17 protein-coding genes are annotated in these 18,175 nt (G+C 65.1%); 8 read left to right on the top strand and 9 right to left on the bottom strand.

Going from position 1 to position 18,175, the window contains the following annotated elements; all coding sequences use genetic code 11:
- Nucleotides 1–24: 24 nt before the first annotated feature.
- The 3 genes from yghU to V8352_RS04655 form a co-directional block, all read right to left on the bottom strand.
- The gene (gene yghU / locus V8352_RS04645; protein ID WP_336423092.1) at nt 25–897 is read right to left on the bottom strand and encodes a glutathione-dependent disulfide-bond oxidoreductase; all 873 of its coding nucleotides are present in this window, start codon (nt 895–897) and stop codon (nt 25–27) included.
- A gap of 110 nt (nt 898–1,007) precedes the next feature.
- Complete coding sequence (locus V8352_RS04650; RefSeq protein ID WP_336423093.1) at nt 1,008–1,421, bottom strand: DUF1801 domain-containing protein; 414 nt, start codon at nt 1,419–1,421, stop codon at nt 1,008–1,010.
- A gap of 168 nt (nt 1,422–1,589) precedes the next feature.
- Nucleotides 1,590–2,702, bottom strand: coding sequence for an S-(hydroxymethyl)glutathione dehydrogenase/class III alcohol dehydrogenase (locus V8352_RS04655; protein ID WP_336423094.1), 1,113 nt, complete (start codon nt 2,700–2,702; stop codon nt 1,590–1,592).
- A gap of 149 nt (nt 2,703–2,851) precedes the next feature.
- On the opposite strand from V8352_RS04655, the gene V8352_RS04660 reads away from it, so the two are divergent.
- The 3 genes from V8352_RS04660 (at nt 2,852) to V8352_RS04670 (ending at nt 5,445) form a co-directional block, all read left to right on the top strand.
- Nucleotides 2,852–3,160: an I78 family peptidase inhibitor gene (locus tag V8352_RS04660; RefSeq protein ID WP_336423095.1), complete on the top strand. Its 309-nt coding sequence runs from the start codon at nt 2,852–2,854 to the stop codon at nt 3,158–3,160.
- A 200-nt stretch (nt 3,161–3,360) separates the two neighbouring features.
- A complete protein-coding gene (locus tag V8352_RS04665) occupies nt 3,361–5,043 on the top strand; it encodes a Y-family DNA polymerase (protein ID WP_336423096.1) in 1,683 nt (560 codons plus the stop codon).
- Nucleotides 5,044–5,094: 51 nt separating this feature from the next.
- Nucleotides 5,095–5,445, top strand: coding sequence for a DUF2794 domain-containing protein (locus V8352_RS04670; protein ID WP_336423097.1), 351 nt, complete (start codon nt 5,095–5,097; stop codon nt 5,443–5,445).
- Nucleotides 5,446–5,523: 78 nt separating this feature from the next.
- Here the strand turns inward: V8352_RS04670 and hemC are convergent, their stop codons facing one another.
- Nucleotides 5,524–6,471, bottom strand: a complete 948-nt coding sequence (gene hemC, locus V8352_RS04675) for a hydroxymethylbilane synthase (RefSeq protein WP_336423098.1) — start codon at nt 6,469–6,471, stop codon at nt 5,524–5,526.
- Between the two features lie 99 nt (nt 6,472–6,570).
- Here hemC and hemE point away from each other — a divergent pair, with 99 nt between their 5' ends.
- Nucleotides 6,571–7,614 carry a uroporphyrinogen decarboxylase gene (hemE, locus tag V8352_RS04680; RefSeq protein WP_336423099.1) on the top strand — a complete coding sequence of 348 codons (1,044 nt, stop codon included), beginning with the start codon at nt 6,571–6,573 and terminating at the stop codon, nt 7,612–7,614.
- Here hemE and V8352_RS04685 read toward each other — a convergent pair whose 3' ends face one another.
- Complete coding sequence (locus V8352_RS04685; protein ID WP_336423100.1) at nt 7,615–7,935, bottom strand: HNH endonuclease; 321 nt, start codon at nt 7,933–7,935, stop codon at nt 7,615–7,617.
- A 59-nt stretch (nt 7,936–7,994) separates the two neighbouring features.
- Between V8352_RS04685 and V8352_RS04690 the strand changes: the two genes are divergently transcribed.
- A complete protein-coding gene (locus V8352_RS04690) occupies nt 7,995–9,170 on the top strand; it encodes a TIGR03862 family flavoprotein (RefSeq protein WP_336423101.1) in 1,176 nt (391 codons plus the stop codon).
- Between the two features lie 45 nt (nt 9,171–9,215).
- Here the strand turns inward: V8352_RS04690 and V8352_RS04695 are convergent, their stop codons facing one another.
- Both V8352_RS04695 and V8352_RS04700 read right to left on the bottom strand, forming a co-directional pair.
- Entirely contained in the window at nt 9,216–10,745 is a 1,530-nt protein-coding gene (locus V8352_RS04695) for a cryptochrome/photolyase family protein (protein WP_336423102.1), read from the bottom strand.
- On the bottom strand, nt 10,742–11,410 hold the full coding sequence (locus V8352_RS04700; protein ID WP_336423103.1) for an SDR family NAD(P)-dependent oxidoreductase: 669 nt from the start codon (nt 11,408–11,410) through the stop codon (nt 10,742–10,744). Before V8352_RS04700 ends, V8352_RS04695 begins: the two co-directional genes overlap by 4 nt.
- 265 nt (nt 11,411–11,675) lie before the next feature.
- Here V8352_RS04700 and V8352_RS04705 point away from each other — a divergent pair, with 265 nt between their 5' ends.
- Nucleotides 11,676–11,822: a hypothetical protein gene (locus V8352_RS04705; protein WP_336423104.1), complete on the top strand. Its 147-nt coding sequence runs from the start codon at nt 11,676–11,678 to the stop codon at nt 11,820–11,822.
- Between the two features lie 61 nt (nt 11,823–11,883).
- Entirely contained in the window at nt 11,884–13,449 is a 1,566-nt protein-coding gene (locus V8352_RS04710; RefSeq protein ID WP_336423105.1) for a 2-isopropylmalate synthase, read from the top strand.
- A 155-nt stretch (nt 13,450–13,604) separates the two neighbouring features.
- Here V8352_RS04710 and V8352_RS04715 read toward each other — a convergent pair whose 3' ends face one another.
- The gene (locus V8352_RS04715) at nt 13,605–15,506 is read right to left on the bottom strand and encodes an acyl-CoA synthetase (protein ID WP_336423106.1); all 1,902 of its coding nucleotides are present in this window, start codon (nt 15,504–15,506) and stop codon (nt 13,605–13,607) included.
- Between the two features lie 167 nt (nt 15,507–15,673).
- Between V8352_RS04715 and V8352_RS04720 the strand changes: the two genes are divergently transcribed.
- The gene (locus V8352_RS04720) at nt 15,674–16,696 is read left to right on the top strand and encodes an extracellular solute-binding protein (RefSeq protein WP_336423107.1); all 1,023 of its coding nucleotides are present in this window, start codon (nt 15,674–15,676) and stop codon (nt 16,694–16,696) included.
- A 59-nt stretch (nt 16,697–16,755) separates the two neighbouring features.
- Here V8352_RS04720 and V8352_RS04725 read toward each other — a convergent pair whose 3' ends face one another.
- Complete coding sequence (locus tag V8352_RS04725) at nt 16,756–18,162, bottom strand: FAD-binding oxidoreductase (RefSeq protein WP_336423108.1); 1,407 nt, start codon at nt 18,160–18,162, stop codon at nt 16,756–16,758.
- Nucleotides 18,163–18,175 lie beyond the last annotated feature (13 nt).

Genomic DNA, 18,175 nt, shown 5'->3' on the forward strand with positions numbered 1-18,175 from the left:
ACGGCTGACCGCCTCGGAGTATAGCTACTCCTTGGGGCCGATCTTGTCCTGCGTCTGCGTGTCGAAATCGGCGGCCGCGTGGCGTTCGTGCAGCTGCATCTCGGGCTTGCCGAAGTTGCGGTTTACCTTGCGGCCCCGCTGAACGGCCGGGCGCGCGTCGATGGACTGCGACCAGCGCTGAAGGTTCTCATAGCTGCCGACATCCAGAAATGTACCCGCGTCCTCATAGGTGCGCCCCAGCGCCAACTGGCCATACCACGGCCAGATCGCCATATCGGCAATGCTGTAGGCGTCGCCTGCGATGTGCTCGCGTTCGGCCAGTTGGCGGTCCAGCACGTCGAGCTGGCGCTTGGTCTCCATCGCGAAGCGGTTGATGGGGTATTCGTATTTTTCCGGCGCGTAGGCATAGAAATGGCCAAAGCCACCGCCAAGATAGGGCGCGCTGCCCATCTGCCAGAACAGCCAGTTGAGCGTCTCGGTGCGCGCCGCGCCCGAGGCAGGCAGGAAGGCGCCGTATTTTTCGGCCAGATGCAAGAGGATCGCGCCGCTTTCGAACACGCGCACCGGCGTCTCGCGCGAGCGGTCCAGCAGCGCGGGGATCTTGGAATTGGGATTGATGTCCGTAAAGCCGCTGCCAAACTGGTCCCCCTTGCCGATGTCGATCAGCCAGGCGTCGTATTCGGCGTCATGCCCGGCCTCGAGCAATTCCTCGAACATCACGGTAACCTTGACCCCGTTGGGCGTGGCGAGGGAATAAAGCTGGAAGGGGTGCTTGCCGACGGGCAGTTCCTTGTCATGGGTCGCGCCGGCGATCGGGCGGTTCGTGCTGGCGAATTTGCCGCCGCTTTCGGCGTCCCATGTCCAGACGCGTGGCGGTGTGTAGGTATCATCGGTCATTATCGAATGCTCCTTTAGCGATGCGTTGGCTGGGAAACTATGCCTTTCGGAGCGTGGCACAAGGGAGGATCTGCAAGCCCGCAGAGAGCAGTATCCTCCGGACGTCTGCTTTAGAGTTTTTGGCCGGGAAGCTTCAGCGCCTGTCGAACCCAGCTTGCCAGCTGCTTTGCATCAAGAGGTTCATCCTCATGAATATCCAGGTACCGGGTCCCCTCAACTCTGGATGCCTTGGGCGGCATTGGGTCAAGCGACGAGCCGGTCATGAAAGTGACTTGCACGTAGTTCTTGTAGCAATACATCGCGAGAAACCATCCGTCCTCCTTGCCATAGAACGGCGTGTTCCATCGAACCTGCTTGCGCACCTCGGGAAGGACGTTCTCTACGGTTTCGTCGATCTGTTTGCCGAGGACGCTCTTCCAGCCCGGCATCGCCGAAATATAGGCTTGCACAGGTTCGTCGCCGTCACCCTTCGGAATGTAGGGATTGGTGCTTGATGAATGAGTTGGTTTTCCCGGTTCAGCCATGAGCCAAGCTTAGCACAGAGATCGCGCAAAGCCGACCTTCGAACTTTCGCAGCATCAAGCACTACGGGCTCGACGCCAACATTTCGCTCCCAGCCTCATCTGCACCACGAAATGCAAAGGGCGACCGCTGCGGGCCGCCCTTGAAAACCGCGCCGTTAGGGGCTGGCTTCAGTAGACCACGACGCTGCGGATGCTCTCGCCCGCGTGCATCATCTCGAAGCCCTTGTTGATCTCGTCCAGCTTGAGGATGTGGGTGATCATGGGGTCGATCTCGATCTTGCCGTCCATGTACCAATCGACGATCTTGGGCACATCCGTGCGGCCGCGTGCGCCGCCAAAGGCCGTGCCTTTCCACGTGCGGCCCGTGACCAGTTGGAAGGGGCGCGTGGCGATTTCGGCGCCCGCAGGCGCGACGCCGATGATGACGCTTTCGCCCCAGCCCTTGTGCGACGCCTCGAGCGCGGTGCGCATCACACCGACATTGCCGGTGGCGTCGAAGGTATAGTCGCCGCCGCCGCCCGTCAGCTCGACCAGGTGGCCGACCAGATCGCCCTTGACCTCGTTCGGGTTGACGAAGTCGGTCATGCCGAAACGCTTGGCCATCTCGACCTTCTGGGGGTCGATATCGACGCCGACGATCTGGCTGGCGCCGGCCATGCGCAGGCCCTGAATGACATTGAGGCCAATGCCGCCAAGGCCAAAGACGATGGCGCGGCTGCCGATTTCCACCTTGGCGGTGTTGATGACGGCGCCGATGCCTGTGGTGACACCGCAACCGATGTAGCAGATCTTTTCGAAGGGCGCGTCCTTGCGGACCTTGGCCAGCGCGATCTCGGGCAGGACGGTGTGGTTGGAGAAGGTCGAGCAGCCCATGTAATGCAGGATCGGCGTGCCATCCAGCATCGAGAACCGCGAGGTGCCGTCAGGCATCACGCCCTGCCCTTGGGTCGATCGGATCGACTGGCAGAGGTTCGTCTTGGGGTTCAGGCAGTATTCGCATTCGCGGCATTCGGGCGTGTAGAGCGGGATCACGTGATCGCCCACTTCCAGCGATGTGACGCCCTCGCCCACCTCGACGACAACGCCCGCGCCCTCATGGCCGAGGATAGCCGGGAATGCGCCTTCGGGATCGGCACCCGAAAGGGTGAAATCATCGGTGTGGCACAGGCCCGTCGCCTTGATCTCGACCAGAACCTCGCCCTTCTTGGGGCCGTCGAGGTTCACTTCCATGATTTCCATGGGTTTGCCGGCCTCGAGGGCCACGGCGGCTGTCGTGCGCATGATGAGATGTCCTTGCTGTTTCGTCGGTCGGGCGCAGTTTGGGGGAAATCGCTGGGCGATTCAATGCGCGTCAATCAGGCATCTCAGACAGGGACTTGTATCCGGCGGCCCGCTGGGCGACGCTGAACTCTCAATCCGAGGAGAGTGCCATGCCCCGCCGTTTTCCGATGACCGCCCTGATTCTGAGCGCCGCAACAGCGCTGGCCGCCTGTGGCGGTGCGCCGGGGGACCGGCGCAGCGCGCAGCCGGCGAACAGCCCGGCAGTCACCGATAGCTGCGGCGCAGCCGCCTATTCGGACCGCATCGGCAAGGATCACAAGGCCTTTGACTTCAGCGCGCCGGACCGGCCCGTGCGTATCATCGGGCCGGATTCGGCGATGACGATGGACTACAATCCCGACCGGCTGAACGTCGACACGGACGGCAGCGGGCGCATCACGCGCATCTGGTGCGGCTGACCCAAGGGGTTGGCAGAGCCGGGCACGCTCAGCACCTGGGGCGGCGGCGCGGGATCGATGGACGTGGTCGCGGCCAAGGCCTTTATCGTTCACGCGCAAGCGCCCAGCCTACAAAGCACAAGAACACGTTGGAGCGAATCCTCGACTCTGCAGGTGGCCCATTCTATTTGTTCAGAACAAATAGCGAACAAAGCACTGCCATGCCCGCCCGCCGAATCCTCTCTGTCTGGTTTCCCCGCCTCGGGGCCGACCGCCTGCTGCGCCGCTTGGGCGATCTGCATGGCGCTCCCTTTGCCGTCGTGCAGGACACTGGCCAGATGCAAGTCATTTCGTCCCTCTGCCCGCTGGCCACGGCGGCGGGGCTGCGCGTGGGCCAGCCCGCCCGCGATGCCCATGCCATGTGCGCGGGCCTCATCACGCGGGTGCAAAACCCCCATGCCGAGGCGGCGTTCCTCAATGCGCTGACCCGCTGGGCCGGGCGCTATAGCCCATGGGTTGCGGCGCAGTCGCCCGATGCGCTGATGCTGGATGTGACAGGCTGCACACATCTATTTGGCGGCGAGGCGGCACTGATCGACACGGTCACACAGGAGGCTGGCGATCTGGGCGTTGCGGCGGACTGCGGGCTGGCCGATACGCCCGGCGCGGCTTGGGCGCTGGCGCGCTATGCGGGGCGCGGGGTAGTGCATGACCGCTCGGGCGATGCAATCGACCAGGAGGCGCGCGCGACACGCTCGCGCGCCGCCAAGCGACGTCATTGGGAGCGGGGCGGTGCGGCCCCTGCCACGAGTGCCCAAGGCGCCGCCCCCCGCATTGCCGCGCCCGGCCACACACGTCAGGCGCTGGCAGCCCTTCCCGTCAACGCCCTGCGCCTCGATGGCGATACCGCCGCCGCGCTGGCGCGTCTGGGTCTGCGCCGCATCGGCGATCTGACCGGGCAGCCGCGCGGGCCACTGGCCCGGCGCTTTGGCAAGGGTTTGCTCATGCGTATGGATCAGGCCCTGGGCGCGGTGCCCGAGCCTGTCTCGCCCCATGCCGCGCCGCCGCGCTTTGCCACGCGGCTCAGCCTGCCCGAGCCCATCGGCCTGCGCGAGGATGTCGAGGCGGCGCTGGCGCGCCTGATCCCGCGTCTGTGCGAGATGCTGCGCGCCAAGGGGCAAGGCGCGCGCGCGCTCCGGCTGGAGGCATATCGCAGCGACGGCACCGCGGGCTGGGTCCAGATCGGCCTCGCCCGCCCCGCCGACCAGCCCGAGCGTATCACCCCCCTTCTGGCGATGAAGCTGGACGAGCTGGATGCAGGCTATGGCATCGACATCCTGCGGCTGGAAGCGACTCAGACCGAGCCGGTCTATACCACCCGCCCCGCAGGGCATCTGGATGCTGGCCGCATCGCGCGCGAGCGCGCGGGGTCAGATGCGCGCGAGCGCGCCGGGCGCGATACCGCGATGGAGGATCTGATCGGACGCATCGGCGCGCGCGTCGGTCTCGACGCGATCACCCGCCGCCATCCAGCCAGCAGTCACATCCCCGAAAAATGCGCCACAGTGCAGCCCGCCACCTGGTCGGAGGCCGCCCCTGCGGGGACATGGCCCCGCCCGCCCGGTGCACGCCCGCTTCTGCTGTGGCGGCCCGAGCTGGTGAGCGCGCCCGAGACGCCGCGCCCGCCCACCACCTTTCGCTGGCGCGGGCAGGATCACACACTGGCCGATGCGCAAGGCCCCGAGCGGATTGCGCCCGAATGGTGGCTGGACGATCCCGAGTGGCGCAGCGGCGTGCGCGATTACTGGCATGTGGTGACGGCAGGCGGCGCGCGGCTCTGGCTGTTCTACGCGCATGGCGCGGCGCTCAGCCCCGGCTGGTTCTGTCAGGGGCAGTTCGCCTGAGCTTGGGCGTTAGGGCTTGATCTGCCGCGATTTCAGCGCAACTCTGATGTCATGAGTTACCAATCTGTCACACCGGGCTTTGCCCCGGCATCCGGCACCCCCGAGCAAGTCGCGTTTCACCGCACCGAGCTGGGGGTGATCCTGTCGCTTTACGGACGCATGGTGGCTGCCGGGGAATGGCGCGACTACGGCATCTCCAGCCTGCGCGAGGTCGCCGTCTTTTCCGTGTTTCGCCGCACTGCCGAAAATCCGCTTTATCGCATCGAAAAACGGCCCAAGCTGCGCGGCAAGCAGGGGCAATATGCGGTGATCGGCATGGATGGCCAGATCCTGAAGCGTGGCAGCGACCTGCGCCAAGTGCTCAGGGTGCTGGAGCGCAAGCTGATCCGCGCGGTGGAATGACACCCACGCCCTGCGCATCGCGCAATTGGCCTGCATAGCCGGCCCGCCGCGACCGCAGCGGTGATAATCCGCCGCCCCCTACTGCCGCCAGTCGAAAAAGCCCGGCCCCGCCTCTTTGAGCATGTCGGCGGCCATCGCGCGGCCCAGCTCGGGCCCGTCTTCAATGGGCGCGCTGCGGGCATCCTTGATGGATTGCGAACCATCGGGGCGCAGCACTTCGCCGCGCAGATGCAGCGTATCGCCGTCAAGCTCGGCCAGACCGGCAATCGGCGTCTCGCAAGACCCATCAAGCGCGGCGAGAAACGCGCGCTCGGCTGCAAGGCGCTGGCCGGTTTCTTCGTGGTGCAGCGCGCTCAGCATTTCGGCGGCGTTCATGTCGTCTGCGCGGCGCTCGATCCCGATGGCGCCCTGCGCAATCGCGGGCAGCATCACGGACGGGTCCAGCGCGCTTTGCGCCACATCGGTGCGGTCCAGCCGGTTCAGCCCCGCCATGGCGAGGAAGGTGCAGGCCGCAACACCGTCTTCCAGCTTTTTCAGGCGGGTCTGCACGTTGCCGCGAAACTCGACGACCTCCAGATGCGGATAGGCGACCAGCACCTGCGCGCGGCGGCGCAGCGAGGATGTGCCCACCTTGGACCCCTCGGGCAGATCCGCCAGCGTGGCATAGCCGGGCGAGACAAAGCCGTCGCGCACATCCTCGCGCGGCAGATAGGTGTCCAGCAGCAGGCCCTCGGGCTGAAGCGTGGGCATATCCTTCATCGAGTGGATCGCGATGTCGAGCGCGCCCGACAGCAGCGCATCCTCGATCTCGCGGGTAAAGAGCCCCTTGCCTCCGATGTCTTTCAGCGGGCGGTCGATGATGCGATCCCCCGTTGTTTTGATCACCACGATCTCGAACGCCTCGAACGGCAGATCGAACGCGGCGGCAAGGCGCGCGCGGGTCTCGTTGGCTTGCGCGAGCGCAAGTGGCGAGCCGCGCGTGCCCAGTTTCATCGGGGCCTTGGGAGTGGGCAATTGCAATGTCATGAAGGCGGTTTAATGTCGGAATTGCCGCAGGGCAATAGACGGCGCGCTTGACTTCCCTGGTCGTGGGCGCGACCAAACGTGCAAACGAGAGGACGCAACATGGCCAACCCCACCCCACAAAAGACGATTCTGCGCAGCCTTGCTGGCGAGACGCTCGAGACGCCGCCCATCTGGATGATGCGTCAGGCGGGGCGCTATCTGCCCGAATACAAGGCGACCCGCGCCGAGGCGGGCGACTTCCTGTCGCTGTGCTACAACCCCGATCTGGCCACCGAGGTGACGCTGCAACCGATCCGGCGCTATGGCTTTGACGCGGCGATCCTCTTCGCCGATATCCTGCTGGTGCCTCAGGCCCTGGGGGCCGATCTGTGGTTCGTCACCGGCGAGGGCCCGCGCCTGTCGACCATCACGGGCGAGGCCGAACTGGCGCAACTGCGCACCGTGGACGAAATTCACGAGACGCTGTCGCCGATCTATCAGACCGTGCGAAACCTTGCCGGCGCGCTGCCCAAGGAGACGACATTGATCGGCTTTGCTGGTGCGCCCTGGACGGTGGCCACCTATATGATCGCAGGCAAGGGCACGCCCGACCAAGGCCCCGCGCACGAGCTGAAAGGCACGCACCCGGCGGTCTTTGATGCGCTGATGGAGCGTATCACCGCCGCCACGATCGAATACCTCTCGGCCCAGATCGAGGCGGGCGCGGAAGTGGTCAAGATCTTTGACAGCTGGGCAGGATCGCTGGAGGGCCCCGATTTTCAGCGCTATGCGCTGGAGCCGACCAAGGAAATCATCGCAGCCCTCAAGGCGCGCCATCCAGACACACCGATCATCGCGTTTCCGCGTCAGGCAGGGGATGCCTACAAGGGCTTTCACGCGGCCACCGGCGCCGATTGCGTTGCGGTCGACGATTCAGTCAGCGCCGAGTGGGTGGCCAAGCATGTGCAGCCCGGTGGCTGCGTTCAGGGCAATCTGGCCTCGCGCCACATGGTCACGGGCGGCGACGATCTGGTGCGCGAGACGCGGGCCATCGTCGAGGCGCTGCGCGGCGGCCCGCATATCTTCAACCTCGGGCATGGCATCACGCCCGATGCGGACCCGGCAAACGTGCAGCTGATGATCGATACGGTTCGCGGCTCCTGATCACTTGCGCTTGCGCAGCTTCTTGGGCGTTTTCGAATGAAACGTGGCCGGGCGTTTGCGCATCCACGCAATGAACTTGGCAAGGCGCGGATGCGCGCGTAGCGCATCCGGTGTGTTGAACGCGCGCGCCAGCTCGGCCTCGGTCAGGGTCGCGTGGATCTCGTTGTGGCAGATCTGGTGGACCAGCACGACGGGCCCGCCCTTGCCGCCTTTCAGCTTGGGGACAAGGTGATGCAGACTTTGCCTCGCCTCGGGCGGGATGGGCCGCTGGCAGAGCGGGCATATGGGGTGCGGCGCGTCTATCACTTGGTCCTTCGGCACTTGATCCTTCGGCGTTCTGCGCCCAAGAGGATGGCACGGCACCGCGGGGAGGCAAGAGCATGACGACGGAAAACGCGCCTGACGCGCTGGTGATCGGCGCAGGCCCCGCCGGCCTGATGGCCGCCGAAGCGCTGGCGCAGGCTGGCCATGCGGTGATGGTGGCCGAGGCCAAGCCGTCGCCTGCCCGCAAATTCCTGATGGCGGGAAAATCCGGGCTGAACCTGACCAATGCCGAGGGCCTGGAGGCATTTTTGGCCGCCTATGGCGCGGGCGCCGCGCCCTTGCACCCCATTCTGACGGCCTTCGGCCCCGAGGCTGTGCAGGACTGGGCGCGCGGGCTGGGCCAGCCGCTTTTCACCGGCTCCACGGGCCGCATCTTTCCCGAGGCAATGAAGGCATCGCCGCTTCTGCGCGCATGGCTGGCGCGGCTGGACGGGATGGGCGTGCGCATCATGCGCCGCTGGCGCTGGCAGGGCTGGGAGGGGGACGCCGTATTGGTCGACACACCCGAGGGTGTCCGGCGATTGACACCCCGCGTCTGCGTGCTGGCCTGCGGCGGGGCCAGTTGGGCCCGGCTTGGGTCGGACGGGGCATGGGCCGCGCCCCTTCTGGACAAGGTGGCGCCATTTCAGCCCGCCAACATGGGGTTCGCGGTCACTTGGTCCGCGCATATGCAGCGGCATATGGGCCAGCCGGTCAAGGGGATCGCGCTCAGCGCCGGCGCGCTGACTTCGCGCGGGGAAATCGTGCTGAGCCGCGCGGGCATCGAAGGCGGCGGCATCTATGAGGTCTCGCGCGCCATGCGGCAGGGCGCGCCCCTCCTGCTGGACCTGATGCCGGATCTGAGCACCTCGGATCTGCGCCAGCGCCTCAGCCGCGCGCGCGGCAAGCAAAGCATGGCCAACCACCTGCGCAAGGCGCTGAAATGGACGCCGGAAAAGCAGGCCCTCCTGATGGAGTTCGCACAGCCCCTGCCAAAGGATCTGGCCCCACTCATCAAGGCGCTGCCCGTGACGCACCAAGGCCCGCTGCCGATGGATCAGGCGATTTCCACGGCGGGTGGCCTGCGATGGGACGCTCTGGACGGTGCCCTGATGCTGAAGGACCGGCCCGGCACCTTCGCCGCCGGTGAAATGCTGGATTGGGAGGCGCCGACGGGCGGCTATCTGATCACCGCCTGCCTTGCGACGGGGCGCCACGCAGGACAGAGCGCTGCGGCGTGGCTGGCGCGCTGAGGCGGTCCGCCCGTAGCTGATGTATGAGGCCAAAGACGTGGGGTGCTAAACGACCTGCCCCGCGTCCATCCGGGCCAAGAACGCCTCAGCGGTTTCCAGCACTTCGGCGCGGCGCTCCGCATCCATCTTGTCCCATGTGCGAAAGACCATGCCCATGCGGTGATTGCCCTCGAAGCGCTGGCGGTGGCGGTCCAGAAACTGCCAGTAAAGCGTGTTGAACGGGCAGGACCCCGCGCCTGTCTTTTGCTTTACCGAATAGCCGCAACCCTTGCAGTAGTCCGACATCTTGTTGATGTAATTGCCGGAACTGACATAGGGCTTGGATGCGATGATGCCTCCGTCGGCCCATTGGCTCATCCCGATGACGTTGGGCGCCTCGACCCATTCGTAGGCGTCGACATAGACTGACAGATACCATTCATGCACCTGTGCAGGATCAATGCCAGCCAGTAGCGCAAAATTGCCGGTGACCATGAGGCGCTGGATATGGTGGGCATAACCCTCGTCCCGCGTCTGGCCGATGGCGTCTGCCATACAGGCCATTTTGGTCTCGCCGCCCCAATACATCCACGGCAACTTGCGGTCGTGCCTCAGGATGTTGCGCGCGGTATAGTCCGGCCCCTCGCGGAAGTAGATGCCGCGCACATATTCGCGCCAGCCGATGATCTGGCGGATATACCCCTCGGCGGCATTGATCGGCGCGGCGCCCTCCTTCCACGCCTGCTCAACGCGGCGGCACACTTCCAACGGCCCCAGAAGACCGAGGTTGAGGTATGGCGACAGCAGCGAGTGGTTCACGAACGGATCGCCCGTCAGCATGGCATCCTGATAGTCGCCGAACCCCTCCAGCAGATGTTTGACGAAATGATCCAGCGCGCGCAGCGCCTGCCCGCGCGTCACGGCGAAATGAAACGGGCGCAGCGTGCCGAAGTTGTTGTCGAAGCGCCGCTCGACCAGTGACAGAACCTCTTCGGTGATCTCATCGGGGGTGAATTGCATCGGCGCGCTGCGCAGCATGTCGGCCTCGGCCGGTTTGCGATTGTCGTGGTCATAATTCCACTTGCCGCCCGCAGGCGCGCCGTCCTCCATCATGAGGCCGGTCTTGCGACGCATGTCGCGATAGAAATACTCCATCCGCAGCTCTTTGCGCCCCTTTGCCCAGCCGTCGAACTCGTCAAGCGTTGCGATAAAGCGGTCGTCGGCCAGTTGGCGCACCGTCAGGGGCATCTCGTCCAGCGCCTCGATCAGGCGCCACTCGCCGGGGCGCGTGGCGATGACCTCGCTGGTGTCATACTCCTGCGCGCGGCGCAGCAATTCGCCGGTGATCGAGCCGGAGTTTTTGCCATCGTTCAGTTGCGAATAGGCGACGGTCCAGCCGTCATCGCGCAAACTGGCGGCAAAGTGGCGCATGGCCGACAAAACGAGCGCGATTTTCTTGGGGTGGTGCGGCACATAGCCGGTCTCGTCCGTGACCTCGGCCATGACCACCACGTCGCGCGCCTTATCCGCCGCCGCCAGCGCGGACAGGCCCTCGCTCAGTTGGTCGCCCAGGACCAGAACCAGACGCGCTGTCACCAGACGACCCGCTCGCCCTGCCAGTCAAAGAACTGGCCCGTGTCGTCCGGGCCCAGCCCTTCGAGCACGCTGAGCAGATTGTGCGCGGCTTCGCTGGGCGCGACAGTCTTGTGCCGGCCTGCGTATTTGGCCGTGAAATCGGTGGCTACCGTGCCGGGATGCAGCGCCACGCAGACCGCCTCGCGGTGCGTGCGCTTCAGCTCGATCGCGGCACCGTGGATCATCTGGTTGAGCGCGGCCTTGGACGTGCGATAGGAATACCATCCGCCGATCTGGTTGTCTCCGATGGAGCCGACTCGCGCCGAAATCGCCGCAAAGCATGACGGCCCCTTGCGCGGCAGCATCGGCAGCGCGTGCTTCATGATCAGCGAGGGGCCGATACAATTCACGGCGAACTGATCGGCCATTGCCTTTGCGCTTATGTCCTTCAGCGCCTTTTCAGGCTCGGCGCCATCCACCTCGAGCGCACCGGTGGCGACAAAGATCAGTTGATATTCGCCCTCCGTCTTTTTGAGGCAGGTCTCGACGCTGGCCTCATCCGTCACGTCGAGGCCATCCTCGCTGCGCGAGAGCGTGGTCACGTCGCTGCCGTTTTCCTTGAGCCGCTTGGTGATCGCACTGCCGATACCGCCTGAGGCGCCGATGATGAGGGATCTGTGTGTCATGCCGCATAGGGTAGAGGGCGCGAGGCGCGCTTCAACGGCGGGCAGGCAAAAAACCGTCTTTTCATCGCGGCCCGCATTGCGTAACCTGACCCCATGACAATGAAGCAGCATATCACGACCCGCTCCCACGGCCTTTGCCGTGCGCGCCCTGCTGCCCTCCTGCTGCTAAACCGCCTCTGAGCGTGCCGGTCCGGCGCGAGCGCTCAGGGGATGTGCCATAGCGCGCCGGAATTCACACACCGGACCCGCATCAGGACCAAAGACCATGCAAAAGAACACCCTTGCCAGCACACTGTCGCAATTTCAGCCGCATCGCGATACTGAGGCTGCGCGCAGCCGCATCGCCACGGGTGCGGCGGCCTCAGCGTTCCAAGGCGCATGCTCTGCCGCCCCTGTCTGCGGGCAAGCCTGACACCGGACCCAGCGGCGTCCCCCGCGGCGACCGAACACCATATTTGAACGGAATTACTGATATGACCGACACAGCAAAAGACCGCGTTTACATCTTTGACACCACCTTGCGCGACGGCGAGCAGTCGCCCGGTGCCACCATGACCCATGCCGAAAAGCTGGAGATCGCCCAACTGCTTGACGAGATGGGCGTCGACATCATCGAGGCCGGCTTCCCGATCGCCTCCGAAGGTGATTTCAACGCTGTCAGCGAGATCGCCAAACGCTCGGACCGCTCGGTGATCTGCGGTCTGGCGCGCGCAAACCTCAAGGATATCGACCGCTGCTGGGAAGCCGTGAAGCACGCGCGCCAGCCGCGGATTCACACCTTCATCGGCACGTCGCCGCTGCACCGCGCCATCCCGAACCTCACGCAGGACGAAATGGCAGAGCGCATCCACGAGACAGTGACGCACGCGCGCAACCTGTGCGACAACGTGCAATGGTCGCCGATGGACGCCACCCGGACCGAGTGGGATTACCTGCGCCGCACCGTCGAGATCGCCATCAAGGCGGGCGCGACCACGGTCAACATCCCCGACACGGTGGGCTATACCGCCCCGGTGGAATCGGCAGACCTGATCCGCCGCCTCATCAACGAGGTGCCCGGCGCGGATGAGATCATCTTTGCCACGCATTGCCACAACGATCTGGGCATGGCGACGGCCAACTCCCTCGCTGCTGTCGAGGGCGGCGCGCGCCAGATCGAATGCACGATCAACGGCTTGGGCGAGCGTGCAGGCAACACCGCGCTGGAAGAAGTGGTGATGGCGTTGCGGGTGCGCGGCGACATCATGCCCTTCGCCACGGGCATCGACACGACCAAGATCATGAACATCTCGCGCCGCGTCGCCACGGTCAGCGGCTTTGCCGTGCAATACAACAAGGCCATCGTCGGCAAGAACGCCTTTGCCCACGAAAGCGGCATCCATCAGGACGGCATGCTGAAGAACGCCGAGACGTTCGAGATCATGCGCCCCGAAGATGTGGGCCTGACCGAGACGAACATCGTGATGGGCAAACATTCGGGGCGCGCGGCGCTGCGCTCCAAGCTCAAGAACCTCGGCTACGAATTGGCTGAAAACCAGTTGAACGACGTGTTCGTGCGCTTCAAGGAACTGGCCGACCGCAAGAAGGAGGTCTATGACGAGGATTTGATCGCGCTGGCCACCACCGATGCCGCCGAGGACGAAAACCGGCTTGTCATCAAGTCATTGCGCGTGATCTGCGGCACCGAAGGCCCACAAAGCGCTGCCCTGACCATGACCATCGACGGCGTCGAGCACTCTACCGAGGCCACTGGCGACGGGCCGGTCGATGCCAGTTTCAACGCGGTCCGGAACCTCTTTCCGCATGACGCGCGCTTGCAGCTCTATCAGGTGCATGCGGTGACCGAAGGCACCGACGCGCAGGCCACCGTGTCCGTGCGGATGGAGGAAGGCGGGCGCATCGTGACTGGGCATTCGGCCGATACCGACACCGTCGTCGCCTCGGCCAAGGCCTATGTTCACGCGCTGAGCCGCCTGATCGTGCGCCGCGAAAAGGCCGGCTCGGACACACGCGAGGTCAGCTACAAGGACGTCAGCTGAGCCAGTAAACGTCTGTCACATCTCTACGCGGGGGCTCCCCCCGCGTAGAGAAACCGGCGCGGGTTCAATGCGACACGCTCTATGCCTGAGACATCAGCAAGAGGCGCGGCGCGCGCGCCGTCAAAACCTGTAACCAAGGTTTCTGGCGGAACGCTTCAGCCCCTTCCCTCGTTTGCGGCAGCCTCGCCTGCCCACTCCCATGGGCGCGTGAATGCGCCCAATGCGCTCTCGACACGAGCGTCATCGCGATCCCCGTCGATCTGCGCGACGAGCCCACGTTTCTTGTCATCGACCACCTGCGCGACGCGCGCGCTGCTTCCGGCTTTTTCGAGGGCCGCGTCATAGACGCGGGCGATGGCCCGCTTGCGCAGGTCCGGCTTGAACACCTTGCCAACCGCCGTCTTGGGCAATTCGTCCAGCACTTCGATATGCTTGGGCACGGCGGCCCGCTCGCGCACGCGTTGGCGGCAATGCTCCAGCAGCTCTTCGGGGCTCGCCTCACCGCCCTCGACCAACTCGACATAGGCGCATGGCAGCTCGCCGGAATGGGCATCAGGCTGGCCGATGGCGCCCGCACCCGCGACTGCGGGATGGGCCATCAGCGCCTCTTCGATGTCGGCGGGGTCGATGTTGTGACCGCCGCGAATGATCAGGTCCTTGGCCCGGCCCGTGATCCACAGATAGCCGTCCGTGTCGATCCGGCCCAGATCGCCGGTGCGCAGGTGATCCCCGTGAAAAAGGTCGCGGTTGCGCGCGGGGTCGGTATAGGTCTGCCCGACATAGACACCCGGATTGCTGATGCAGATCTCGCCCACCTCGTCGGGCGCGCACATCATGGGGCCATCGTCGGTCGCATGGATGATCCGCACATCCGTATAGGGCAGCGGGATCCCGACCGAGCCAACCTTCTTGGACCCTTCGGGCGGATTGCACGACACGAGGCAGGTCACTTCGGTCAGGCCATACCCCTCGATCACGGTCATGCCCGTCGCGCTTTCGAACCGCTTGAAAAGCTCAAGCGGCATGGGCGCGCTGCCGGAAAACGCGTTCTTGACCCGGCTGATATCAGCATCCACCTTGCGCTGCATCAGCGCGGCGACGGCCGTAGGCACGGTGATGACAAAGGTCACGCCCCAGCGCTCGCACAGCTTCCAGAAATTGCCGATCACGCCATCGCCGCGATAGCCCGCAGGCGTCGGCAGGATGACATGCGCGCCAGATTTCAGCGCTGACATCAGCACCACATGACAGGCAAAGACGTGAAAGAGCGGCAGCGGGCACATCAGCACATCCTCCTCGTCAAAGAGAAGGCGGTCGCCCAACCAGCCGTTATAGATCATGCCGTCATAGCGGTGCTGCGCCATCTTGGGCATGCCCGTGGTGCCGCCCGTGTGGAAATAGGCCGCGACGCGATCCTTGCCGCTATCATCGAAACTTAGCGTGCCCGGCTGGCGCGCCACCTCACCCGCATAGCTCAGCACATCGGCGCGGTGCGTGCCCTTGTCCTTGGGGCGCAGAAACGGCACGATCCAGCTTTTCGGCGGGCGCAGATAGCGATTGAGGTCGATCTCGAGCACGGTGCCCACGCGCGGCGCATGGCGCACTGCCTCGGCGGTCTTGGCGGCAATGTCTGTCTTGGGAAACGCCTTGAGCGTCACGACCACGCGCGCGCCCGTCTCGCGCAGGAGTGCGGCAATCTGCTCGGGCTCCAGCAGCGGATTGATCGGCGCGACGACCCCGGCGATCATCGCCCCAAGGGTGGCTGACGCCGTCTCGAGGCTGTTGGGCAGGACCAGCGCGACCGCGTCGCCCTCGCTGATGCCCAAGCTGCGAAAAAGGTTGGCGGCGCGGCAGACCTCAGCGTGAAATTCGGCCCATGTCAGGGTCTGGGCCGCGTCGCGCGGCCCCGATGTCAACTGATAGCTGATGGCGGGCCTGTCCGGATGCGCGCGTGCCGTTGCGGCCAGCATGGCGTGGACCGTGCTTGGCCGCTCGCGCGCGGGCCATGGCATTTCGTTCTGGATGTCCAGCGCGTCGCTGCGCACGGCAAATGTCATCCCGGCCTCCTTGGGTCGCTCGCAGATAAGTGGCGGCGTGCTGAAAAGAATGGGCGCGAATGTCCGCCGGCGCAAGGCGAAGCGCTGAGTGAATGCCGCTTGACTATTTTAGTCAGAATTGGCACCCATGACTTATAAAAACTGTCGGGTTAAGAAGGATCCTCTGAATGCTACATTCCCTCACCGCGCGCCTCGCCGCTGCCACGTCGCTGATCGCCCTTGCAGGCACCGCGATGGCCGCCGAGGTCAACGTCTATTCCTCGCGTCATTACGACAGCGATCAGGCGCTCTATGATCAATTCACCGAAGAGACCGGCATCACCGTGAACCGGATCGAGGGCAAGGCGGACGAGCTGATCGCGCGCCTAGAGGCCGAGGGCGACAACAGCCCGGCGGATGTGTTCATCACCGTGGACGCCGGCCGCATGGCCCGCGCCGAAGAAGCCGAAGTCCTGCAAGCGCACGCGTCCGAGACGATCAACGGCGCCGTGCCGGAGTATCTGCGCCATCCGGACGATCTGTGGTTCGGCATCAGCCAGCGCGCGCGCATCATCTTCTACGCCAAGGACCGGGTCGAAACCCCGCCGCAAACCTATGAGGCGCTGGCCGATCCGGCCTATGAGGGCCAGGTTTGCATCCGCTCCTCCTCGAACGTCTACAACCAGTCGCTGCTGGCCTCGATCATCGAGGCGGATGGGGCCGAGGCCGCCAAGGAATGGGCGACAGGCGTCGTCGGCAACATGGCGCGCGCCCCGCAGGGCGGCGATACCGACCAGTTGCGCGGCATCGTTTCGGGCGAATGCGACATCGCGGTCGCCAACCACTATTACTTCCTGCGCGGCTTCGAAGAAGAGGTCGAGGGGCTGACATCCGGCATCGACAACATTGGCTGGGTCTGGCCCAATCAGGATGGACGTGGCGCGCACGTCAACCTGACGGCTGCCGGCATGGCCAAATCGTCCCCGAACCCCGAAGAGGCCAAGGCGCTTCTGGAATTCCTGGTCAGCGACTTTGCCCAGCAGCATCTGGCGAACCAGAACTATGAATACCCCGCTGTGGAAAGCGTCGAAGTCGACGGTGCCACCAGCCGTCTGGGCGATTTCGAGGCCGACAGCACGACACCCACGGCGGCCTTTTCGGCCAATGCCAAGGACGCGCAGGCGATCTTCAACGAGGTGAACTGGCAGTAAGCCAGACGCAATCGAGAGACGAAAAGCGGGCCTTCGAGCCCGCTTTTTTCGTGCCTGCCCTAGCCGCGCAGGACCGCGCCGGGGTTCATGATGCCCTTCGGGTCCAGCGCCGTCTTGATGGCGCGCATCGCGGCCAGTTTTGCCGGATCGCCGTAACGCTCCAGATCGCCCACTTTCAGCCGCCCGATCCCGTGCTCGGCACTGACCGAGCCGCCCATGGCATCGACCAGATCGTGCACGCAGCCCTTGATGGCATCGCGCTGATCGTCGTGATCGGCGCGGCTGCGGCCAGGCACTGGAAAGACGTTGTAGTGCAGGTTGCCGTCGCCCAGATGGCCAAAGCAGTTGATGCGAAACGCACCGATCTTGGCCAGCGCGGCCGGCGCCTGCGCGACGAACCCGGCAATCTCGCCCAAGGGCAGCGACACGTCGTGCGAGCTGATGGCGCCGATATGCCGGTTCGCCTCGGGGATCGACTCGCGGATGTTCCAGAACTCCTGGCGCTGCCCTTCGGACTGCGCGATCATCCCGTCGGACGTCAGCCCGGCATCGAAGGCCGCCTCGAACAGTGTCTCAAGCGCACCAGCAGGATCAAGGCCGCGCGCAAGGCCGACATCGATCAGCACGAACCATTCGGGCGCATCATCCCACGGCTGGCGAACCTGCGGCATCGTCTCGGCCAGAAAGCTCAGGCCCTCGCGGTGCATCAACTCGAACGCGCTGACGCCTTCGCCCATGTGGTCACGCGCCAGCGCCAACAGCTTGAGCGCGGCGCCCGGCCCGTCGACCACCATCAGCGCGGTGCCCTCGCCCGCTGGTTTCGGCGCCAGCTTGAGCGAGGCGGCCGTAATCAGACCCAGCGTGCCCTCGGAGCCAACCAGCAGGTTGCGCAGATCGTAACCGGTGTTGTCCTTGCGCAGACGTTTGAGCCCGTGCCAGATGCTGCCGTCCGGCATCACCGCCTCAAGCCCGAGGCACAGATCGCGCGCATTGCCATAGCGCAGCACATTGACGCCGCCCGCATTGGTCGCGAGCAGCCCACCGATCCGCGCGCTGCCCTTGGCGGCGATGCTGAGCGGGAACAGGCGCTGCACCTTTTCGGCGGCGTCATGCACATCCGACAGGATCGCGCCCGCCTCGACGATCATCACGTTCTCATCGGGATAGACCTCGCGGATCCGCGTCATCCGCTCGAGACTGATCAGCAGCGGCGCAGGGCCGCCATTGGCGACCTGCCCCCCGACCAGACCCGTGCCGCCCCCATAGGGAATGACCGGCACGCCCGCATCGCTGGCAAGGCGCAGCGCAAGCGCCGCCTCTTCTGTCGTGGCGGGCGCGACGATGGCGCAGGCATGCCCGTCCCAGCGGCCTCGCGGCTCGGCCAGGTAGTGCGGCGCCACGTCACGCAGGGCGGCGGCAGGCAAGGAGGAGGCGAGGCCGGTGAGAAAAGCGGAAATATCTGTCATGCGCCGGACCCTA

This window comes from Roseovarius sp. D0-M9 (genome assembly GCF_037083805.1).
Lineage (GTDB): Bacteria > Pseudomonadota > Alphaproteobacteria > Rhodobacterales > Rhodobacteraceae > Roseovarius.

Coding starts and splice junctions, on each gene's coding strand:
- yghU (WP_336423092.1), bottom strand. CDS start 897: ATGACCGATGATACCTACACACCGCCACGCGTCTGGACATGGGACGCC.
- V8352_RS04650 (WP_336423093.1), bottom strand. CDS start 1,421: ATGGCTGAACCGGGAAAACCAACTCATTCATCAAGCACCAATCCCTAC.
- V8352_RS04655 (WP_336423094.1), bottom strand. CDS start 2,702: ATGCGCACGACAGCCGCCGTGGCCCTCGAGGCCGGCAAACCCATGGAA.
- V8352_RS04660 (WP_336423095.1), top strand. CDS start 2,852: ATGCCCCGCCGTTTTCCGATGACCGCCCTGATTCTGAGCGCCGCAACA.
- V8352_RS04665 (WP_336423096.1), top strand. CDS start 3,361: ATGCCCGCCCGCCGAATCCTCTCTGTCTGGTTTCCCCGCCTCGGGGCC.
- V8352_RS04670 (WP_336423097.1), top strand. CDS start 5,095: ATGAGTTACCAATCTGTCACACCGGGCTTTGCCCCGGCATCCGGCACC.
- hemC (WP_336423098.1), bottom strand. CDS start 6,471: ATGACATTGCAATTGCCCACTCCCAAGGCCCCGATGAAACTGGGCACG.
- hemE (WP_336423099.1), top strand. CDS start 6,571: ATGGCCAACCCCACCCCACAAAAGACGATTCTGCGCAGCCTTGCTGGC.
- V8352_RS04690 (WP_336423101.1), top strand. CDS start 7,995: ATGACGACGGAAAACGCGCCTGACGCGCTGGTGATCGGCGCAGGCCCC.
- V8352_RS04700 (WP_336423103.1), bottom strand. CDS start 11,410: ATGACACACAGATCCCTCATCATCGGCGCCTCAGGCGGTATCGGCAGT.
- V8352_RS04705 (WP_336423104.1), top strand. CDS start 11,676: ATGCAAAAGAACACCCTTGCCAGCACACTGTCGCAATTTCAGCCGCAT.
- V8352_RS04710 (WP_336423105.1), top strand. CDS start 11,884: ATGACCGACACAGCAAAAGACCGCGTTTACATCTTTGACACCACCTTG.
- V8352_RS04715 (WP_336423106.1), bottom strand. CDS start 15,506: ATGACATTTGCCGTGCGCAGCGACGCGCTGGACATCCAGAACGAAATG.
- V8352_RS04720 (WP_336423107.1), top strand. CDS start 15,674: ATGCTACATTCCCTCACCGCGCGCCTCGCCGCTGCCACGTCGCTGATC.
- V8352_RS04725 (WP_336423108.1), bottom strand. CDS start 18,162: ATGACAGATATTTCCGCTTTTCTCACCGGCCTCGCCTCCTCCTTGCCT.